Origin of the sequence: Paraburkholderia sp. BR14312, assembly GCF_040948675.1 — a bacterium.
Lineage (GTDB): Bacteria > Pseudomonadota > Gammaproteobacteria > Burkholderiales > Burkholderiaceae > Paraburkholderia > Paraburkholderia nodosa_A.
This window is the reverse complement of the sequence record NZ_JBFPKI010000001.1, coordinates 81,807-98,996: the sequence shown is the minus strand read 5'-3', so window position 1 is coordinate 98,996 and position 17,190 is coordinate 81,807. Positions and strand designations below refer to the sequence as shown.

Below are 17,190 nucleotides of genomic sequence, written 5' to 3'. Positions count from 1 at the left end.
GCAAGCAGTTCGGCGGCAGCGGTCGGCTTCCCGAGGAAGCACCCAAAACCCAATGGCGCGTTCCGGGCTGTCCGCCATGCACCCCTCAGGCATCGCTGGGCGAGCGCTCAAATGCCCGAGCGAGTCGCAGGCGGTAGCACGGCTGCCGCATGGCGGACTTCCACCGCGATCGACCGCAACGGAGCTTCGGCAATGAAACGGTCGAGCAGTTCGCGCACGTCGTAATCGATGTAATCGGCGCGCGAGGTGTCGACAATCACTGTCGCGCGATCCGGGATATGAGCGAGCATCTGCTTGAGCGGCACCTTGCCTAAAAATGATACGTCCTTGCGAAAGGAGACCAGGAAATGATCGTCGTGCCGCGCGAGCGCGATCGGCCGATGCAGATTCGCCCACAGCGCGAGCCCCGCGCTGCACAGCACGCCGAGCATGATCCCCGTGAGGAGGTCGGTGGCGAGCACGCTGGCGATCGTAACGATGAATGGCGCGAACGGCGCCGCGCCTTGTTTCGCGAGCGCGACGAACAACGAAGGTTTGGCGAGCTTGAGGCCGGTGTGAATGAGGATGGCCGCAAGACTCGCGAGCGGAATCATGTTGATCACGTCGGTGAGTGCAAACACGCTGACGAGTAGCAGCACGCCGTGCACGATCGCAGAGAGCCGGCTTTGCGCGCCGGCATGCACGTTGGCCGAGCTGCGCACGATGACCGAAGTAATGGGTAGTCCGCCGATCGCCCCGGCGACGATATTGCCGACCCCTTGCGCCTTGAGTTCACGGTTGGGCGGCGCAGCGCGCCGCTGCGGGTCGATCTGTTCGACCGCTTCGAGGCTCAGCAGCGTCTCGAGACTTGCAACGACGGCGAGGGTCAGGGCGACGATCCAGATCTCCGGGTCGGCAAAGCGCGCGACGCTCAGCTCGAATTCACCGAACTGAAGAGCGTCGCCGAGGGCCGCGAATGATTCGATGGCAGGCAGTGCCACGCGCTGTTCGACCGGCAACGCGAATGCCGAGCCGAGCGAGCCACAAACCAGCGTCGCGCTCACGCCCGCAAGCACGACGACGAGCGGTGCGGGCACGAGCCGCACCAATGTGAAGCGTCGCAAGGCGCGTGTTTCCCAACCCGCGAGAATGGCGAGCGAGATCACAGTGACCATGCATACGATGGGCGAGATCGACTCGAGCGCGTGAGTGAGAGAACCGGTCTCGTTGCCCGACGTCAGTCCGAGCGCGAGCGGGATCTGCTTGATGACCAGCATCAGGCCAATGGCGGCGAGCATGCCCTTGATGACGGGTGTGGGCACATACGAGGCGAGCCGCCCGGCTTTGAGCATGCCAAAGCCGAACTGCAGCACACCGGCGAGCAGCACGGCAATCAGGAATGCAGAGAAACTGCCGAGGCGCGCGATGCCATCCACGACGATCACGACGAGGCCAGCGGCGGGGCCGCTCACGCTCAGGCGCGAGCCGCTGAGCGCGGCGACGACGATGCCGCCGACAATACCGGAAACGAGGCCGGCCAACGGCTCGGCCCCAGAAGCCCTTGCAATGCCGAGGCATAGCGGCAGGGCGACGAGAAAGACGACGGTGCCGGCGGCGAGGTCACGCGCAAGCGCGGACAGGGAAGCTCTCGAAGTCATGATGGAAACGGGTAGAAAAGAAGGGTGGAGGACTCGACGGCGGCGGTCCTGACGCGACTTGCGGCGTGCGCCTCAAGCGTGCGTGGGCTGTGCAATGCGCAATGGATTAGCACAGGCCGCGGCGGTTGCTTTCGCTGTTTCAACGTCGTAGCCCGACGCGAGTTCACGCAGCTGGCCGTCGTTCAGCGAAAAGATCCAGCCGTGCACGAGCGGCGCAGGTTCGCCCTCACGTACGAGCGGATGCTCGCGCAGCAGGCGCACCTGTTCGATCACGTTCAGTTCGGCAAGGCGGTTGATGCGTGCCTCTTCCGATGGCAGGCGCGCCAGCGTCGAGCGGTGCGTTTGCGCGAGCGCGCAAAGCGGCTCGATGCGACGGTTCACATGGGGCAGGCCGTCGGCGGGCGGAAGCAGCGAGGCGCGTACGCCGCCGCAGCCGTAGTGCCCGCAAACGATGATGTGCGCGACTCGCAGCACACGCAGCGCGTATTCGAGCACGCTCATGTTGTTGTCATCGTCGGGATGGAAAAGGTTCGCGATATTGCGGTGAACGAACAAGTCTCCGGGCGCGCAGTGCGTGACGCTTTCGGCGGGCACGCGGCTGTCGGAGCAGCCGATCCACAGCACCTGGGGCTTTTGCCCTGTGGCAAGCGTGCTGAAGAATTGTGGATCGCGCCGGGCGATTTCCTGTGCCCAGGCGACGTTGGCAACGAGCATACGTTTCGGCAGATTCATGGGTCGAGGCTCCGTTGAAGGTGGCGGCTTCGCTCAATCATTACGTATACCTTTCTATCAGAAATCAGCCTGTCGGTTTCGAAAAATAAATCGGAACAATGCGCGGCGAATATAAAAAAACAGCCCCGCAACGCTCGAGATCCCGCTCGTCGAGTCGAATGTTCGGCAGCCTGCTGGGACGGAGGAGCCACTCACGTCACCCCTACGCCTCGCGCAGGCAACGCTTGCCGATGAAGAATCGCCTGGATGGGTCATGTCGCCGCCCCGTCGCGTGGCCCGGTATCCATTTTCTCCATGCGGAACATGAAAATGTTTGACATCGAAGGCGCGTTAAGGACAACAACGCGGTCTATCAAGTGGGCAATGAAGCGAAGTCGGCGCGGAAAAAACGTATCCCACTGGACGTTCGGGATCAGGAAGAAGTCGATTTTCGATACTGGAAGATCAAGCTTTTCGATTGCTTTTAGGACTTTCGTAGCGTTGCAAAGCCGGTAATAGGCGGGATAATCGTTTGCCTGTGGAGCGATTGACCGGCGGTAGAGATACTTTATCCCGAGCGCCTGCATGATCCGCACGATGACAGTGAACGGGTGTCTCGCATTAGGCGACATTGACCAATACACACCGCCGGGTTTGAGCACCTCGATCGTTTTGGCGAGAAACGAAGTCTCGTTGACGACATGCTCTACAACGTTATAGGAATAGGCGAGGTCGTACGTGTTCGACGGAACGGGGATTTCCTCCATGGCACAGGTCCACCGCTGCCTGATCAATGGATGGGGTTGAACAACGGGGAACGGATCGACGCCATCAACTTCCCCAAGGACATGCTGGATCCTGCTGATGGTTGGGTTGGTGCCGTGACCACATCCGATGTCGAGTACATGGCAGGATATTCCGGGCTCCGCTGCGAGACGAGTGGCGTAGTACTCCTGAAAGAATGATCGATTAGCGTCGTAATGTTCGAATTTACGATTGCAATCAACATAATGATATGAAATCGTAATATGGCTCATTTCGACCTCTGAATGGCGGAATGACGTGCTGGCGACGAAGATGTCGGCAAACTTTCCGGGCGGAAGGGATTTAAATCACGATCTCAACAATAGGACACATATGCGAAAACGGCGGTGATATTTAATTATTTTCGTGGGCGCGTTGAAAATATAGATGATGGCGGAGCCAAAGTTCGAAAACCGTGGATAGAAAGCTGATTTGGCTGGTTTGCGAAGGTCTATATATCGCTGGAAAACCGACGATCAAATGTCCGTGCAACGGTGTAGATCATTGGCCGTTGTGGCTCGTCGCGACGACGGTTGCGACCGCTGGCCGATTGAGCGCATGATGGGTGACCGCGGCTTGAGGCTGTGCTCGTACCGCAGGAGGCAGCACGCCTGGCGCGGCGGCGATATCCGGAGCGGTGAAAAAACGCACGGCAGCGACACAAGGAGCTGGCGATGAAATTCTATGCGCGTGAGTATGAAGGGCGGCTGGAAGTGTTTAGCTTCGACGGTGTGTATAGAATTCGCATCGCTCAGTTGTGCGGCGCGGCAAAAACAGCGTTCGCCGACACCGTCCAGCTATGGATAGGTGACGGCGTATCAGCAGACGAAGCCGTTGCGCGAGAAGCCGAGTCGTTGGCTCGATTAATTAACGAATATTAGAAAACGACACGTTGCGGTGGGCCTGGGAACGAGCGGTCGCTCATGACCCTTTCATGGGCGCATCCAGCACGACTTGCAAGCCCGTTGGCAAGCAATGCTCAGAGATCTCCGCGGACCTCACCGGTTCCCAACTCGCTCCGCTGCCGGTTGACCTCCGCCCAAAGCTCATCGCTGTCGTCATTGCGAAGCAGGACTACCCAGTCCAGTTGTTCGTCGGCCACGCCGAAGTATTCCTGGATTTCCCGGCGAACGGCATCGATGAACTGCGCGTATTCCGGAGTTGCCTGGGCCTGCGCGTGCAAGGCATCGTATGCCGCATCGTCCGCGCCGCCGCCGTGCTCGTCGATGTAGCGCGAGATCCACTGGTCCCGCTCGCGGTCGTAGTCGGCTTCGGCACGCATCGCCTGCACCGCCGTGTAGAAGTCCAGTTGGGCAAACGCGGCGATCGCCGCCGTTGTTGCCTCGTCGAATGTAGATGTCATCGCCTATCTCATGGTTGCCGTGGCGCATCATCGCACAGGCCGCACCCGGGCGTGTGCCGCGAACTCGTCAACCATGCCGTCCCAGGAAGACGACGGGAGGGCAAGTCACTTGAGGGGGCATCCGTTTGCGATTCGCTCCCGCGTCAACGGAAATCGTGCTCCATCTCGACCTCTGCCCGCAGACTCTCTGTATCGCGATAAATAGAGGCTACGGCGACGACGCGTCCGTCTCGCTTGTAGCGCAGGAAGCAGTCGCGCGCTGCAATATCGCCGTCAACTGAAATCTCGTCCCAACTGTCCGCGTGCCCGAGATAGTTGATCGGGACATCGTAGTGCTGGCTCCAGAAGAATGGCACGGCGTCGAACGTCTCACGTCCGCCAATCAAGTTCATCGCCGCCGTTTGTCCCTGGCGCTGCGCGACGACCCAGTGCTCCACGCGAATTGCCGTGCCACTGTGCGGGTCGGGCCAGCGTGCGATGTCGCCGGCAGCGAAGACGCCAGGCGCGCTGGTCTGCAGGCAGGCATCGACCACCACGCCGCGGTCGATCGCGAGGCCGGCTTGCTCGGCCAATGCCAGTCGCGGCCGCACGCCGACGCCGATCACCACCAGATCGGCCTCCAGGCTGCCGCCCGCTTTGAGCGATACCTGCCGCGCGTCGATCGCGCTGGCGGTGTTCCCGAGGTGGAAGACGACGCCGTGTTCTTCATGCAACCGCTGCACGAATTCACCCATCTGTGGCCCCAGCACACGTTCCATCGGACGCTGCTCCGGCGCCACGACATGGACTTCGAGTCCACGCGCGCGCAATGACGCCGCCACTTCCAGTCCGATGAAGCTGGCTCCGATGACAACCGCGCGCCGCGAGTTCTCCGCGCGAGCGATGATGGCGCGGGAATCGGCCAATGTGCGAAGGGTATGCACATGCGGCAAATCCATGCCGGGAATAGGCAAGCGAACCGCTTCGGCCCCGGTGGCTAAGAGCAGACGGTCGTAGGGGACCTTGCTCCCATCCGCAAGCTCCACTTCCTGCGCGGCGATGTGAAGACGCGAGACACCGGTGTTCAGCCGCAGATCGATGCGTTGGTCTGTGTAAAAAGCATCGTCTCGAAGCGGCACCCACTCCTCAGGCGCGCTGCCGGCCAAATAGTCTTTGGAGAGGTTGGGCCGGTCCACCGGCGGCGCCGCGTCGTCGCTCAGCATCGTGAGACTGCCCGCGTAGCCGAGGCCCCGCAGGCGCTCGGCCGCAGCAAAGCCTGCGGCCCCTGCACCGACGATCACGATCTTCTGTGGCGCTCCGGCCGGCGAGGGCCCGGAACCCGCGGGCGGCGCTTTTTTGTGCAGTACAACAACCTTGTCGCCCCGGATCTCGGTAGACCAGCACGCGACAGGGCTGAGCGCAGGCGCTCGCACCGCTTCCCCTGTACGCAGGCTGAAACACGCGTGGTGCCACGGGCACCGTACCGTGTCCCCGACGGTCAAGCCTTCGGCGAGTGGGCCGTGGTAGTGAGTACAGGCAGCGTCGATAGCGAAGAATTCATCACCGAGCCGCGCAATCAGCACCGCATCATTACCGACGTGCCCTGACAACAGGCCAGCTTCACCGAGGGATTCGATGGGCACGCCTTTTGCCAGATCAGGACCGCTTTCATTCGATGCCTCACCACTCATGGCGACCTCCACGGGCACGTGACCCAGCTAATCACTACCGGCGTCCTCGGCAGAGGCCGCCAGTTTCAATGTTAGTCCACGTTGATCAGAACACCGCCGCAGGCAGGACCCGACATTGCCAGAGACCAATCCGCTTGCGGAACTCTTTCAGTCATCCGAAAGCTTCGTGATTCCGGATTTCAGCTGGCATCTGCGGTGAGGCGTGGGTCCCGTGGGAAAACCGTTCGCGGGTCGCGTGAACATGTTGTGGCATGATTTCAAACTCTGCATCTGCCGTTTCGTTCGTTTTCCGCGCAGTGAAACAAGGTGGAGCGATGATCGATGACGTCAACCACGGTTTCAGTCGCAGCCGGTCGCACTGGCATTCTCGCAGTGCGTCTCTCCGCCATGCAGCCGGCGATACGCTCACGCGTGCTGCATGGGGCATCGTCCTGATCGCGTTGTCCGGCTGCACGGTTGGCCCCAATTACCATACGCCCGCGCCGCCCGCTACCGGCACCTACACGTCCACGCCGCTACCCGATCAAACGGCCTCGGCGCCGGGCGCTTCGGGTGTCCCGCAACAGTTCGTGGCCGGCCTCGACATTCCCGCACAGTGGTGGACGCTCTATCATTGCGAGCCGCTCGACGCGCTGATACGCGAGGCGCTCGCCAACAGCCCCAACGTTGCCGCGGCGCAAGCGGCGCTCAGGCAGGCCGGCGAAAATCTTCGCGCGCAAATGGGCACCACGCTCTATCCGTCAGTCGATGCAAAGGCCAATGCCACGCGTGAGAAGTTCAACGGCGTCACGTTCGGCGAGCCGCAGCTCACGGAACTGCTGAACCTCTATAACGCATCGGTGAACGTGTCGTACAACCTCGATGTGTTCGGCGGCGGAAGGCGCGAGCTCGAGTCGTTGCGCTCGCAGGTCGATTACCAGGGCTTTCAGTTACAAGCGGCGTATCTCGCGTTGTCCGCGAACATCGTGACGGCGGCCATCAAGGAAGCGTCGCTGCGGGAGCAGATCGAAGCGACCGCGCGCATCGCCGACGACGAAGACGCGCAGCTCGGCATCATGCGCAAGCAGCTCGAACTGGGCGGCGTGAGCCGCGCAACGGTGCTTGCACAGGAAACGCTGGTGGCGCAGACGCGCGCGACATTGCCGCCGTTGCATCAGTCGCTCGACCAGACGCGTCACCAGCTCGCGGTCCTGGCGGGCAAGCCGCCGAGCGATGCGGACGTGCCCGAGTTCCGGATGTCGATGTTCACGCTGCCGCAAACGTTGCCCGTCAGCGTGCCGTCTTCGCTCGTGCGGCAGCGCCCCGATATTCTCTCCGCCGACGCCACGCTGCATCAGGCGAGCGCCCAGGTCGGCGTGGCGACGGCGAACATGTATCCGCAGCTCACGCTCTCCGCGAGTTACGGCCCCGAGGCGCTGACGCCCGCGGGCCTTCTTAAGTACGCCGACATGATCTGGAGCATCGGCGCAGGCATCACGCAGCCGATCTTTCACGGCGGCCAGTTGAGTGCGCAAAAGCGCGCGGCAGAAGCGGCATTCGACGAGGCCAACGCGCAATACCGCCAAACGGTGCTGCTCGCATTCCAGAACGTCGCCGATACGTTACGCGCGCTGGAGCACGATGCGACCGGCCTGAGCGGGCAGACGCAAGCATGGCGCGCTGCCAGCGATTCGCTAGACCTGACGCGCGGTCAGTTTCGTATCGGCGGCGTCAGCTATCTGGCGCTGCTCGATGCCCAGCGCCAATACCAGCAGACGGTTGTGAAACTCGCGCAGGCGCGGGCCGCGCGCTATGCAGACACGGCAGCGCTGTTTCAGGCGCTCGGCGGCGGCTGGTGGAACGACACGGCGACGAGCCAGGCAGCCCAGCCGAGTCCGGCTGCGCCGAAATGAATCCTTTTGCAGTGGCCACCCCGGCCAGGACATGACGATGACGACGAAGAAGCCGATGGCAAAGCGGATGATCATCATGCTGATCTGCGTGGGCATACTGCTCGCCGCGCTGGTCGGCTTCAATCTGTTCAGGGCGCACATGATCCAGAAGTTCATGGCGAGCAACGCCGCACCGCCCGCCACCGTCACGGCCGCTATTGCAGGCTATCAAACATGGCAGCCGCAGCTTGTCGCCGTGGGCAGCCTGCGCGCGGTGCGCGGCGTCGACGTGACGACGGAAGTGGCCGGGCTTGTGCGCGAGATCGCGTTCAACTCGGGGCAGGAGGTGAAGACGGGCCAGGTGCTCGTGCGCCTGAACGACGATTCGGACCGCGCGCAGCTCGCGTCGTTGCAGGCAGCGGCGGACCTTGCGCAAACGGTCTACAAGCGCGACAAGGCGCAGTTCGACATCCAGGCGATTGCCAGGGCGCAGCTCGACGCCGACGCCGCCGACCTCAAGAGTAAGAGAGCCCAGGTCGAGCAACAGGCCGCCCTCGTCGTAAAGAAGACGATACGCGCGCCGTTCGCGGGACGCGTCGGCATCACGACGGTCAACCCCGGCCAGTACCTCAATCCGGGTGACGCCATCGTCACGCTGCAAGCCATCGACCCGATCTACGCCGACTTCTTTCTGCCGCAGCAGCAGCTCGGCCAATTGCAGGTTGGCCAGACCATCGTCGTCGATACGGATGCGTTCGGCAACCGCACGTTCGACGGCAAGATCCGCTCGATCAATCCGCGTGTGGACAGCACCACGCGCAACGTCCAGATCGAGGCGACCGTCGACAATCGCGAGCGCAAGCTGCTGCCCGGCATGTACGCGAACGTGAAGATCGATGCGGGTGGCGCGCAGCGCTATCTGACCTTGCCGCAAACGGCGATTACCTATAACCCATATGGTGCGACCGTGTTCATCGTGAAGCCCGGCGAACGTAAGAACGCACAAGGCAAGATCATGCCCGTCGCGCAGCAGGTGTTTGTCACGCCGGGGCCGACGCGCGGCGACCAGGTCGCGATTCTCAAGGGCATCGGCGAAGGTACGCAGGTCGTGACGAGCGGCCAGTTGAAGCTGAAAAACGGCACGCCCCTCGTGATCGACAACCGCGTGCTGCCTGCGAACAGCCCGAACCCGACGCCCCAGGAACAATAGAAGAGCGCGCGATGAAATTCACCGACATCTTCATTGAACGGCCGGTCCTCGCATCGGTGGTGAGCCTGCTGATACTCGTGCTCGGCTTGCGCTCGCTTGCCGCGCTGAAGGTCAGCGAGTATCCGCAAACCGAAAACGGCGTGGTGACGATCACGACCGCGTACTACGGCGCGAGCGCCGACACGATGGCAGGCTTCATCACGCAACCTCTCGAAGCCGCGATCGCACAGGCACAGGGTATCGACTACATGTCGTCGACGAGCACCACGGGTGTCTCGACGATCACCGCGACGCTGCGCCTCAACTACGACTCCAACCGCGCGCTCACGGAGATCAACACGCAGATCGCATCGGTGCGCAACCAGTTGCCGCCGCAGGCGCAACAGCCCGTGCTGACCGTGCAAGTGGGTCAAACCACCGACGCGATGTACATGGGTTTTTACAGCAACGTGCTGCCGAGCAACAACGTTACGGATTATCTGCTGCGCGTCGTGAAGCCGAAGCTCGATTCGGTCCAGGGCGTGCAGACGGCGGAAGTGCTCGGCGGCCGTCAGTTCGCGCTGCGCGCATGGCTCGACTCGAGCAGGCTCGCCGCGCACAACGTGACGGCCGCTGACGTATTCACGGCGCTCGGCAACAACAACTATCTGGCGACGCTTGGCACAACGAAAGGCCAGATGATAAGCGTCGATCTCAACGCGGGCACCGACCTGCATTCCGTCGAGGACTTCAAGAAACTCGTCGTCACGCAGAAGAACGGCGCGATCGTGCGGCTTGAAGACGTGGGGAACGTCGTGCTCGGTGCTGACAATTACGACTTCAACGTCGCGTTCAGCGGCAAGCGATCGGTGTTCATCGGCATCAAAGTGGCGCCCGATGCGAATGTGCTCGACGTCGCGAAGCGCGTGAAAACGATCTTTCCGGATCTGCAGAGGCAGTTCCCGACGGGCATGACGGGCGACATCGTCTACGACGCGACCGACTTCATCAACACGGCGATCACGGAAGTAGTGAAGACGCTCGTCGAGGCGCTGCTGATCGTCACCGTCGTGATCTTCCTTTTCCTCGGCAGCTTGCGCGCGGTGATCGTGCCGGTGATTGCGATGCCGCTCTCGCTGATCGGCACGTTCTTCGTGATGCAGGTGCTCGGCTATTCGATCAATCTGCTGACACTGCTTGCGCTCGTGCTCGCCATCGGCCTCGTCGTCGACGATGCGATCATCGTGGTCGAGAACGTCGACCGGCATATGAAGGAGGAGGGCAGGCGGCCTTTCGAAGCCGCACTGATCGCGGCGCGCGAACTCGGCGGCCCGATTCTCGCGATGACGGTCGTGCTGATCGCCGTGTACGTGCCCATCGGCTTTCAGGGCGGACTGACTGGCGCGCTGTTCACCGAGTTCGCGTTCACGCTCGCGGGCGCCGTCACGGTGTCTGGCGTGATCGCGCTGACGCTTTCGCCGATGATGTGCTCGCGTTTTTTCCGCATGGACCAGCAGTCGGGGCGCTTCCCGCGCTTCGTCGACCGGCAGTTCGAACGTGTGCATCACGGCTACCGGCGTCTGTTGCATGCGATGCTCGACACGTGGCCCGTGTTCGTCGTGATGGGCGCGCTGCTCCTGTGCGGCACCGTCTATCTCTTCATGACGTCGCAAACGGAGCTCGCACCTCAGGAGGACCAGGGCATCGTTCTGTCCCAGGTCCAGGGGCCGCCGAACGCGACGATCCAGCAAATGCAGACCTACGCGGATCAGGTCTTCGACATCTCGAATCAGTTGCCCGAATACGCGCAGATGTTCCAGCTCACGGGCGTGCCGACGCTGAACCAGGGTATCGGCGGCGTGCTCTTCAAGACGTGGGACAAGCGCAAGAAGGGCGCAACGCAATTACAGCAGGAATTGCAGCAGAAGTGGAACGGCATCGCGGGCGCGCGTGTCGCCGCATTTCAGTTTCCGCCCCTGCCGGGCGCGCAAGGATTGCCCGTGCAATTCGTCATCAGCACGACGGAGCCGTTCGAGAACCTCAACGAAGTGTCGCAAGCCGTGCTGCAAAAGGCGCGCGCAAGTGGCATGTTCTTCTTCGTCGACAGCGATCTGAAGATCGACAAGCCCGAAAGCGTGTTGCTCGTGGACCGCGACAAAGTCGCTTCGCTCGGGCTGACGCAAAGCGATGTCGGGCAGACGCTGGGCGCGGCGCTCGGCGGGAACTTCGTCAACTACTTTTCGATCGCTGGCCGCTCGTACAAGGTGATTCCGCAGGTGCTGCAAACGGACCGGCTGAACCCGTCGCAAGTGCTCGACTATTACTTGCGCACTGCCAATGGCAGCGTGATACCCGCATCGACGGTCACGCATCTGCAGCGCAACGTCGTGCCCGAGTCGATCAATCACTTCCAGCAGCTCAATTCGGCCACGATTTCCGGCGTGCTCGCGCCGGGCATCTCGCAGGGCGAAGTGCTCGACTTCCTGCGCAAGGCCACGACCGACGTCGCGCCGGCGGGATACACGGCCGATTATTCGGGTCTGTCGCGACAGTTCGTGCAGGAGTCCGGCGGCTTCGTGACCACGCTGCTATTGGCGACGATCATCGTGTTTCTCGCGCTCGCCGCTCAATTCGAGAGCTTTCGCGATCCGGTCGTGATTCTCGTATCGGTCCCGATGGCGCTGTTCGGCGCGCTGATCTTCATCAACGTGGGACTCACCACGCTCAACATTTACACGCAGGTGGGCCTCGTCACGCTGATGGGCCTCGTGAGCAAGCACGGCATTCTGATCGTGCAGTTCGCGAATGAACTGCAACGCGCGGGGCGCGGCAAGCGCGAGGCACTCGAAGAAGCGGCTGGCGTGCGCTTGCGGCCGATCCTGATGACGACAGCCGCGATGGTGCTGGGCGTCGTGCCGCTCGTGATCGCGTCGGGTGCGGGTGCGGCCGGCCGCAACGCAATGGGACTCGTGATCTTCACGGGGATGTCGATCGGCACGCTGTTTACGCTGTTCGTCGTGCCCGCGATGTATATGTTCCTCGCCGCGGACCACCATCGAGACAGCGAGCATCCGGAGCAGACCTGAGCAACCGAAGAGATTTCACGATTTTCTGGATGTTTTCGCCACGAATGGTGTGGGGATGTGCTGAACTTTCTCGCTGCCACACTTCGGGCAAGGCGGATGAGCGGATTGATGTTCAGCAAGATGCTCGGCATGCTCGAACATCTCACCACATTTCTCGCACCGGTACTGGTAAGTCGGCATGGTATTCCTCTAACGAGAAACCGGGCGACAACCCATTCCAGTGCAGGAAATGGGCGCGCTCTCCGGTGTCGGTCCGGTCGCAAGCTAGTGCTTGCGATGCATCCAGCTCATATGGTGCGTGTCGAGCCACTGGCTCAGGCTCTCTCCCTGGTGTTCGCGCCTGTAGCGACGGGACAGGGCCATGGCAACGACAACGAGAACCACAAGGCCAACCCAAAAACTGATCATTGACTGAGTCATGGCAGCCTCCTTCGGGAATGCGACCATGCACTGAATTCTAGTGCCGAGGCGGCGGAATTCGCCCTGAAAGTTACCGCGGCGATCACTTCCGGCCAGAGCTCGAAGCAGGGATCACGTTCACGGGACCCAATGGTATGTCTATTCCTGTTGCCTAAATGAAGCGTTTGCGAGGGCAGGGCAGCAGGGCCGTACCCCAGCCGCTCCCCCAAACATTGTCTCGTAACGCGAAGCCGTGATAGCGAGTTATGTAGTGCTTGCACCATTCAAAGGAACGGCCAACGCTTGCGTCAAGCGCTGTCACGGCGCAAGTGAATAAGCACTCAGTTCGGAAGTACGGGACAGCAGCGCCTGGTGATCGAGATACAACACGTAATCCGACTTGATGACCTTTTTAACGCTTGGCGCGTACCAGTAGGTTTCGGTGAACGGCGCATCGTACAAGCGATCAAGCTGCCTGGCGTTCACCCCATGGCTGACTATCTTGTAGGCGTCAAATGAACCAGCGGGTACCTGTATCCTCTCGAACGCAACGATCTCGTCGTGGCCGCTGACATCAATGGTTCCGATCGTGAAACGCCGGACATGATGAAAGTCCCAGTTCTTTCCCACAGTCATTGGGAAACTCAGGGTTCCATTGCTTGGCTCATACGTTGTTCCGTTGCCATCCCGCGTCAGGTTGCCCTGACTGTCGTAGTGGTTTTCCTTTTGGCGCCCACCGTTCCACGAGGACGACATCGTCGTCTGCGTCTCTGTTACTGCGACTACCGTCACAACAAGAGGAACGCCGGGCGTGGAGTCGGTTCGCCCCCATATAAAGGTCCACGTATCACCGACCTTGTAGCTCGGCGCGTCAGCCGTGGGTGTGCCGGGTGGACTTGCTGGCGGCTGCGCTGTGCACGGATTCGTCAGACACCCGAGCAACAGTGCGGCATGGCAAGAGTGCCTCGTGAGCAACGAGAGGGTTGGCGTCGCGTTGCGGACTTTCACGAGTGGCTCCCGACCGCGATGACACACGAAGACCTGGCGTCGTGAGTTGGAGATTCCTTTCATTATTGTTCTTTGTTGCATTTGTGCAGACGAAATGTTGCTATCTGCCGCTCGCGCAATGCCCTGGGCAACGATCGTCACGGTTCGGAGTCGATGACGGATTGAAAATCCATCCCGCCGGGCTAGTCTCCGGGCCACCGCCATATTCCAGCCGGGCGCTGGGCGCCGATTCCGGGTTGAACTCAGCGGCCACATGAACAGGAACGGCACCGGGCTGCGAGGGCGGGTCCCGTTCGTCAGGGCGCCCCAGTAAAACATCGAGGGTTTTGGCGTGCATCGCCCAGATTTCGCAGAAGACCCCGAAAGCCTTCTGCATTGAATCGAGCGTGGCAACAGCTGTGGACTCTTGAATGCGGTGACGCCGGAGCTGGCTGACGAGCGTCTGTTGCCTGGCGAGGGCGACGGCGCTTCGGGCGACCGTGTTGCGGGCGAGCCGCTCCCATTTCCACGCGTGCAGCAATGCGGGTACGTCTGGCACGTGTTCGTAGAGCCAGTACTGACACACGGCGGCATGCGATGCGAAATCGGCACCGCGATGGCGCAGGATTTCCATCCAGCCGAGTACCTGAAATACGGGGATAAGAGTTCCCTCGGGGCCCCATAGCGTCGAGAGCAGAAAGTAGTCTGCCTGCGCTGGTGCGCCGTCCAGAAGTACCTGCGGTTCCATCGAATCAGGCAGAAATGTGTCTGTGACCATGTTTGCCCGCGTTGCGCAACGTTGAGGGTCCATTGTGTCCGAAAAAATGCGCCGTGGTGAAGTCGTCCACGGTTCAAGAAGGCCTGGCAGCCGCTCAGCTGCTGGCCTCATGCTCGAGTTGAGCCGCAGGTACATGCCGCACGTCGGTACCTTTGACGACATAGACGACGAACTCGGCGATGTTTTTAGCATGGTCCCCAATGCGCTCTATGGCTTTGGCGATGACCATGTAATCGAGCCCAGTCGAAACGACGCGCGGGTCCGCCGTCATTTCGGCAATCAGTCCGCGCGTAAACGCCCGAAACTCGTTATCGATGGCCACATCGTCCCGCACCAGATGCGCGGCTGCGGCACTATCCATTCGTGCGAACGCATCCAGCGCTCCATGGAGGAGGCTCATGGCCATCTCTGCCGAGGTTTTGATTTCGACGATTCCGATGACCGGAGCTTCACTATTGGCCTGGATGCGACGGATGCGCTTGGCCACCTTCCGTGCTTCATCGCCAGCGCGCTCGAGATTGGTGGTGCACTTCGAGATGGCCAGCAGAAGTCGAAGATCGCGGGCTGCAGGCTGTCTGCGAGCGATGACGTTACTCACCTCTCCATCGATTTCCAGCTCCATCAGATTCAGTCGTTGCTCGCTTTCGAGCACCGCGTAGACGACGTCGGGGTCGAACGCATGCAGTAACGAAAGGGCGCGAGCGATCTGCAACTCTACGAGGCCGCCCATCTCAAGGAGCCTCGTCGAAGCGAGGGTGAGGTCAGCGTCAAAACCGCTGGATAGATGTTTTTCCGGCATCATCGTCCCCTTGATGAGCCACGCGCGCGGAACTGCCAATCAAATGGACCATCCCGTGGACGCAGCGCAGACAGACATGATAGGTCCGGTCCTTGCATGCATGCCTGTCCGGAATCCACGACTTATGGATCGCCTTAGCCGCTGAGGCGCGACGGCGTGACTGGCAAATGCAGGTCGTAGCGAGAGCTGGCTGACGGTTGTTTGCGCGTGCGATCGGTAAGGCGACGCGCCGCGCTCGGTGGGAAAGCTGCAGCTTGTGCACGAATGACATGTGCATCGAGGCATAAGATTGCCAGACTTGCCGGGGCCAAAAGTGGCTAAACTTCCAGGCGGTACTGCGGCATACGGGTGACCCGCCAATGCAGCAGAAGAATACGAAGGTTGCGTGTTGTGGGGTCACGCCATCGGGCAGCAAGATTGAGCCGCGGCGCTAGATCTCACTGACGCAATGCTCTTCGACCCAGCCCATTGCGCGTTCGCGCGCATAGCTCAGCGCTTCGTTCTCGTCGATGAAGTTGTCGTCCAGACAGATGTCATGGACGTCATCTTCGAATGAGCCGTCTGACGCCGGGACGAAGATTCTCGCGTTCGCCACAATTCTCCCGTCATCGATGCTTGCGCTCGTGCTGATCAGGCAAGACTGAAACATGAATTGCATGGCTCGCTCCGGTAGCTTGTCGCGTGATGAAAAGCGCCTGCGCAAATGTCATGCCGCGAGTCGTCCCAGCGAGTTGGAGGTGACTTCGCCTTGCATGCGACGCATGTTCCTTTTGACGAGAAGGGCGCCGACCGCAGCGGAGGGGCGCTCTCGCTCCCGCCTCGGAAGCCTGTCCATAAAGATGCACATACGAACACCCATACATCGTGTACTTTCGGGTCGGCCCTGAATATGCTCGTACAAGCCATCTTTAAGCTTTTCTTCGCCAGGTAGACGCGACTCGAAGGAGGCGGTCGCGATCTGAAGTCGGTCAGGCTGGCAACACATGCGGCGGTAAAGACCCGCCGGTCCGGGATTCCAGGAGACACAAGTGCTGAGCCCTCACGAATTTGCGACGCTCATGCTGGTCAAGTCATCGCCCGACCAGATCGACATGGGCCGCGAGGAACTCGATACGCTGCTCGAGCAACAACTCGTAGCACTCGAGAGCCTCGCAACCGGTGCACGCTTCGCGCATGTGACGGATGAAGGCGAATCCCTGCTTCAGACCATGACGCGAAAACGTTGACAGGCACCCGGTCGCCCCGCTTCGAGCCGGGCGCGGGATGACCGGTCGATCAACACCCCATTTTTTTCATTCCGCGCTGGCGACGCGCGGGGTCGCAGCATTTCCGCCCATTAAGGAGACTATTGATCATGCACACCCAGGAACTGGTCGCAAGCGCTCAACGTGGCAATCTCGACGCCGTTTATGGTCTGATCAGCACGATGGTCGATGGGATCGGCAAACTCACTGAACTCAACGCACAATACATACGAGCGACACTCAAGGAGGCGTCGGAGTTGTCGCAGACCACGGTGGAAAAGCCACAGGACTGGATCGCGCTCCATGGCACGCTCGGAGCGCCAATGGCTGAGAAGGTTCAGTCCTACACTCGCGAGCTTTTGGGGATCGTGTCGTCGACGCACGCTGAACTTCTCAGCGTCGCACGGGCGGAAGGCGAAGCACGTATGCGCCGGGCGCAGACATTCGTCGAGGAAGCGACCAGAAACGCGCCTGCGGGCTCAGAGGCGGCTGTGGCTGCGTTCAACTCCGCGATTACCGCGGCCAATACGCTCTACCAGACGCTCGGGAATACGGGGCAGCAGGCGGTCGAAGTCGCGCGAAGCAACTTTAACCTGGTCGCCAATGCCGCGTCGAAGAGTGCCAGGCGCGCGAGCGCGCAGTAACAGCGACC

Annotated in this window: 16 protein-coding genes; 6 read left to right on the top strand and 10 right to left on the bottom strand. The window is 61.2% G+C overall.

All coding sequences use genetic code 11. From position 1 onward, the window contains the following. Window positions 1–107 precede the first annotated feature (107 nt). The 3 genes from AB3X98_RS00385 to AB3X98_RS00375 all read right to left on the bottom strand — a co-directional run bounded on the left by AB3X98_RS00385 (window position 108) and on the right by AB3X98_RS00375 (window position 3,385). Complete coding sequence (locus tag AB3X98_RS00385) at window positions 108–1,637, bottom strand: SulP family inorganic anion transporter (RefSeq protein WP_368603128.1); 1,530 nt, start codon at window positions 1,635–1,637, stop codon at window positions 108–110. A 72-nt stretch (window positions 1,638–1,709) separates the two neighbouring features. Next, complete coding sequence (locus AB3X98_RS00380; protein WP_368603127.1) at window positions 1,710–2,369, bottom strand: carbonic anhydrase; 660 nt, start codon at window positions 2,367–2,369, stop codon at window positions 1,710–1,712. Between the two features lie 251 nt (window positions 2,370–2,620). Continuing rightward, window positions 2,621–3,385, bottom strand: a complete 765-nt coding sequence (locus tag AB3X98_RS00375; protein WP_342948120.1) for a class I SAM-dependent methyltransferase — start codon at window positions 3,383–3,385, stop codon at window positions 2,621–2,623. Window positions 3,386–3,826: 441 nt separating this feature from the next. Between AB3X98_RS00375 and AB3X98_RS00370 the strand changes: the two genes are divergently transcribed. Then, window positions 3,827–4,033 carry a hypothetical protein gene (locus tag AB3X98_RS00370; RefSeq protein WP_028204535.1) on the top strand — a complete coding sequence of 69 codons (207 nt, stop codon included), beginning with the start codon at window positions 3,827–3,829 and terminating at the stop codon, window positions 4,031–4,033. 98 nt (window positions 4,034–4,131) lie between these two features. Here the strand turns inward: AB3X98_RS00370 and AB3X98_RS00365 are convergent, their stop codons facing one another. Together AB3X98_RS00365 and AB3X98_RS00360 are read right to left on the bottom strand one after the other, a co-directional pair. Further along, the gene (locus AB3X98_RS00365; RefSeq protein ID WP_342948119.1) at window positions 4,132–4,515 is read right to left on the bottom strand and encodes an ATP-dependent protease; all 384 of its coding nucleotides are present in this window, start codon (window positions 4,513–4,515) and stop codon (window positions 4,132–4,134) included. Between the two features lie 143 nt (window positions 4,516–4,658). Next, window positions 4,659–6,185 (bottom strand): FAD-dependent oxidoreductase, encoded by a 1,527-nt coding sequence (locus AB3X98_RS00360; RefSeq protein ID WP_368603126.1) that lies wholly within the window; start codon window positions 6,183–6,185, stop codon window positions 4,659–4,661. Between the two features lie 314 nt (window positions 6,186–6,499). On the opposite strand from AB3X98_RS00360, the gene AB3X98_RS00355 reads away from it, so the two are divergent. Genes AB3X98_RS00355 through AB3X98_RS00345 form a run of 3 tightly spaced genes read left to right on the top strand, consistent with a single transcriptional unit; the run spans window position 6,500 to window position 12,331 of the window. Beyond that, the gene (locus AB3X98_RS00355; RefSeq protein ID WP_368603125.1) at window positions 6,500–8,077 is read left to right on the top strand and encodes an efflux transporter outer membrane subunit; all 1,578 of its coding nucleotides are present in this window, start codon (window positions 6,500–6,502) and stop codon (window positions 8,075–8,077) included. A 37-nt stretch (window positions 8,078–8,114) separates the two neighbouring features. After that, window positions 8,115–9,266 (top strand): efflux RND transporter periplasmic adaptor subunit, encoded by a 1,152-nt coding sequence (locus AB3X98_RS00350; RefSeq protein ID WP_368603124.1) that lies wholly within the window; start codon window positions 8,115–8,117, stop codon window positions 9,264–9,266. A gap of 11 nt (window positions 9,267–9,277) precedes the next feature. Beyond that, window positions 9,278–12,331, top strand: a complete 3,054-nt coding sequence (locus AB3X98_RS00345) for an efflux RND transporter permease subunit (protein ID WP_069262075.1) — start codon at window positions 9,278–9,280, stop codon at window positions 12,329–12,331. Window positions 12,332–12,346: 15 nt separating this feature from the next. Here AB3X98_RS00345 and AB3X98_RS00340 read toward each other — a convergent pair whose 3' ends face one another. The 5 genes from AB3X98_RS00340 to AB3X98_RS00320 form a co-directional block, all read right to left on the bottom strand. After that, complete coding sequence (locus AB3X98_RS00340) at window positions 12,347–12,511, bottom strand: zinc ribbon domain-containing protein (protein ID WP_083245053.1); 165 nt, start codon at window positions 12,509–12,511, stop codon at window positions 12,347–12,349. Between the two features lie 537 nt (window positions 12,512–13,048). Further along, window positions 13,049–13,738: a hypothetical protein gene (locus AB3X98_RS00335; protein ID WP_368603122.1), complete on the bottom strand. Its 690-nt coding sequence runs from the start codon at window positions 13,736–13,738 to the stop codon at window positions 13,049–13,051. Between the two features lie 100 nt (window positions 13,739–13,838). Further along, complete coding sequence (locus AB3X98_RS00330; RefSeq protein ID WP_368603121.1) at window positions 13,839–14,495, bottom strand: hypothetical protein; 657 nt, start codon at window positions 14,493–14,495, stop codon at window positions 13,839–13,841. 94 nt (window positions 14,496–14,589) lie between these two features. Then, the gene (gene phoU / locus AB3X98_RS00325) at window positions 14,590–15,294 is read right to left on the bottom strand and encodes a phosphate signaling complex protein PhoU (RefSeq protein WP_368603262.1); all 705 of its coding nucleotides are present in this window, start codon (window positions 15,292–15,294) and stop codon (window positions 14,590–14,592) included. 430 nt (window positions 15,295–15,724) lie between these two features. Beyond that, the gene (locus AB3X98_RS00320) at window positions 15,725–15,952 is read right to left on the bottom strand and encodes a hypothetical protein (protein WP_069262072.1); all 228 of its coding nucleotides are present in this window, start codon (window positions 15,950–15,952) and stop codon (window positions 15,725–15,727) included. A 370-nt stretch (window positions 15,953–16,322) separates the two neighbouring features. Here AB3X98_RS00320 and AB3X98_RS00315 point away from each other — a divergent pair, with 370 nt between their 5' ends. Together AB3X98_RS00315 and phaP are read left to right on the top strand one after the other, a co-directional pair. Further along, window positions 16,323–16,520, top strand: coding sequence for a hypothetical protein (locus tag AB3X98_RS00315; protein WP_368603120.1), 198 nt, complete (start codon window positions 16,323–16,325; stop codon window positions 16,518–16,520). Between the two features lie 128 nt (window positions 16,521–16,648). Further along, the gene (gene phaP / locus AB3X98_RS00310) at window positions 16,649–17,182 is read left to right on the top strand and encodes a TIGR01841 family phasin (protein WP_368603119.1); all 534 of its coding nucleotides are present in this window, start codon (window positions 16,649–16,651) and stop codon (window positions 17,180–17,182) included. Window positions 17,183–17,190 lie beyond the last annotated feature (8 nt).

Excerpts from the sequence above, each read along its gene's own strand:
- AB3X98_RS00385 (WP_368603128.1), bottom strand. The coding sequence starts at position 1,637 with ATGACTTCGAGAGCTTCCCTGTCCGCGCTTGCGCGTGACCTCGCCGCC.
- AB3X98_RS00380 (WP_368603127.1), bottom strand. The coding sequence starts at position 2,369 with ATGAATCTGCCGAAACGTATGCTCGTTGCCAACGTCGCCTGGGCACAG.
- AB3X98_RS00375 (WP_342948120.1), bottom strand. The coding sequence starts at position 3,385 with ATGAGCCATATTACGATTTCATATCATTATGTTGATTGCAATCGTAAA.
- AB3X98_RS00370 (WP_028204535.1), top strand. The coding sequence starts at position 3,827 with ATGAAATTCTATGCGCGTGAGTATGAAGGGCGGCTGGAAGTGTTTAGC.
- AB3X98_RS00365 (WP_342948119.1), bottom strand. The coding sequence starts at position 4,515 with ATGACATCTACATTCGACGAGGCAACAACGGCGGCGATCGCCGCGTTT.
- AB3X98_RS00360 (WP_368603126.1), bottom strand. The coding sequence starts at position 6,185 with ATGAGTGGTGAGGCATCGAATGAAAGCGGTCCTGATCTGGCAAAAGGC.
- AB3X98_RS00355 (WP_368603125.1), top strand. The coding sequence starts at position 6,500 with ATGATCGATGACGTCAACCACGGTTTCAGTCGCAGCCGGTCGCACTGG.
- AB3X98_RS00350 (WP_368603124.1), top strand. The coding sequence starts at position 8,115 with ATGACGACGAAGAAGCCGATGGCAAAGCGGATGATCATCATGCTGATC.
- AB3X98_RS00345 (WP_069262075.1), top strand. The coding sequence starts at position 9,278 with ATGAAATTCACCGACATCTTCATTGAACGGCCGGTCCTCGCATCGGTG.
- AB3X98_RS00340 (WP_083245053.1), bottom strand. The coding sequence starts at position 12,511 with ATGCCGACTTACCAGTACCGGTGCGAGAAATGTGGTGAGATGTTCGAG.
- AB3X98_RS00330 (WP_368603121.1), bottom strand. The coding sequence starts at position 14,495 with ATGGTCACAGACACATTTCTGCCTGATTCGATGGAACCGCAGGTACTT.
- phoU (WP_368603262.1), bottom strand. The coding sequence starts at position 15,294 with ATGCCGGAAAAACATCTATCCAGCGGTTTTGACGCTGACCTCACCCTC.
- AB3X98_RS00320 (WP_069262072.1), bottom strand. The coding sequence starts at position 15,952 with ATGCAATTCATGTTTCAGTCTTGCCTGATCAGCACGAGCGCAAGCATC.
- phaP (WP_368603119.1), top strand. The coding sequence starts at position 16,649 with ATGCACACCCAGGAACTGGTCGCAAGCGCTCAACGTGGCAATCTCGAC.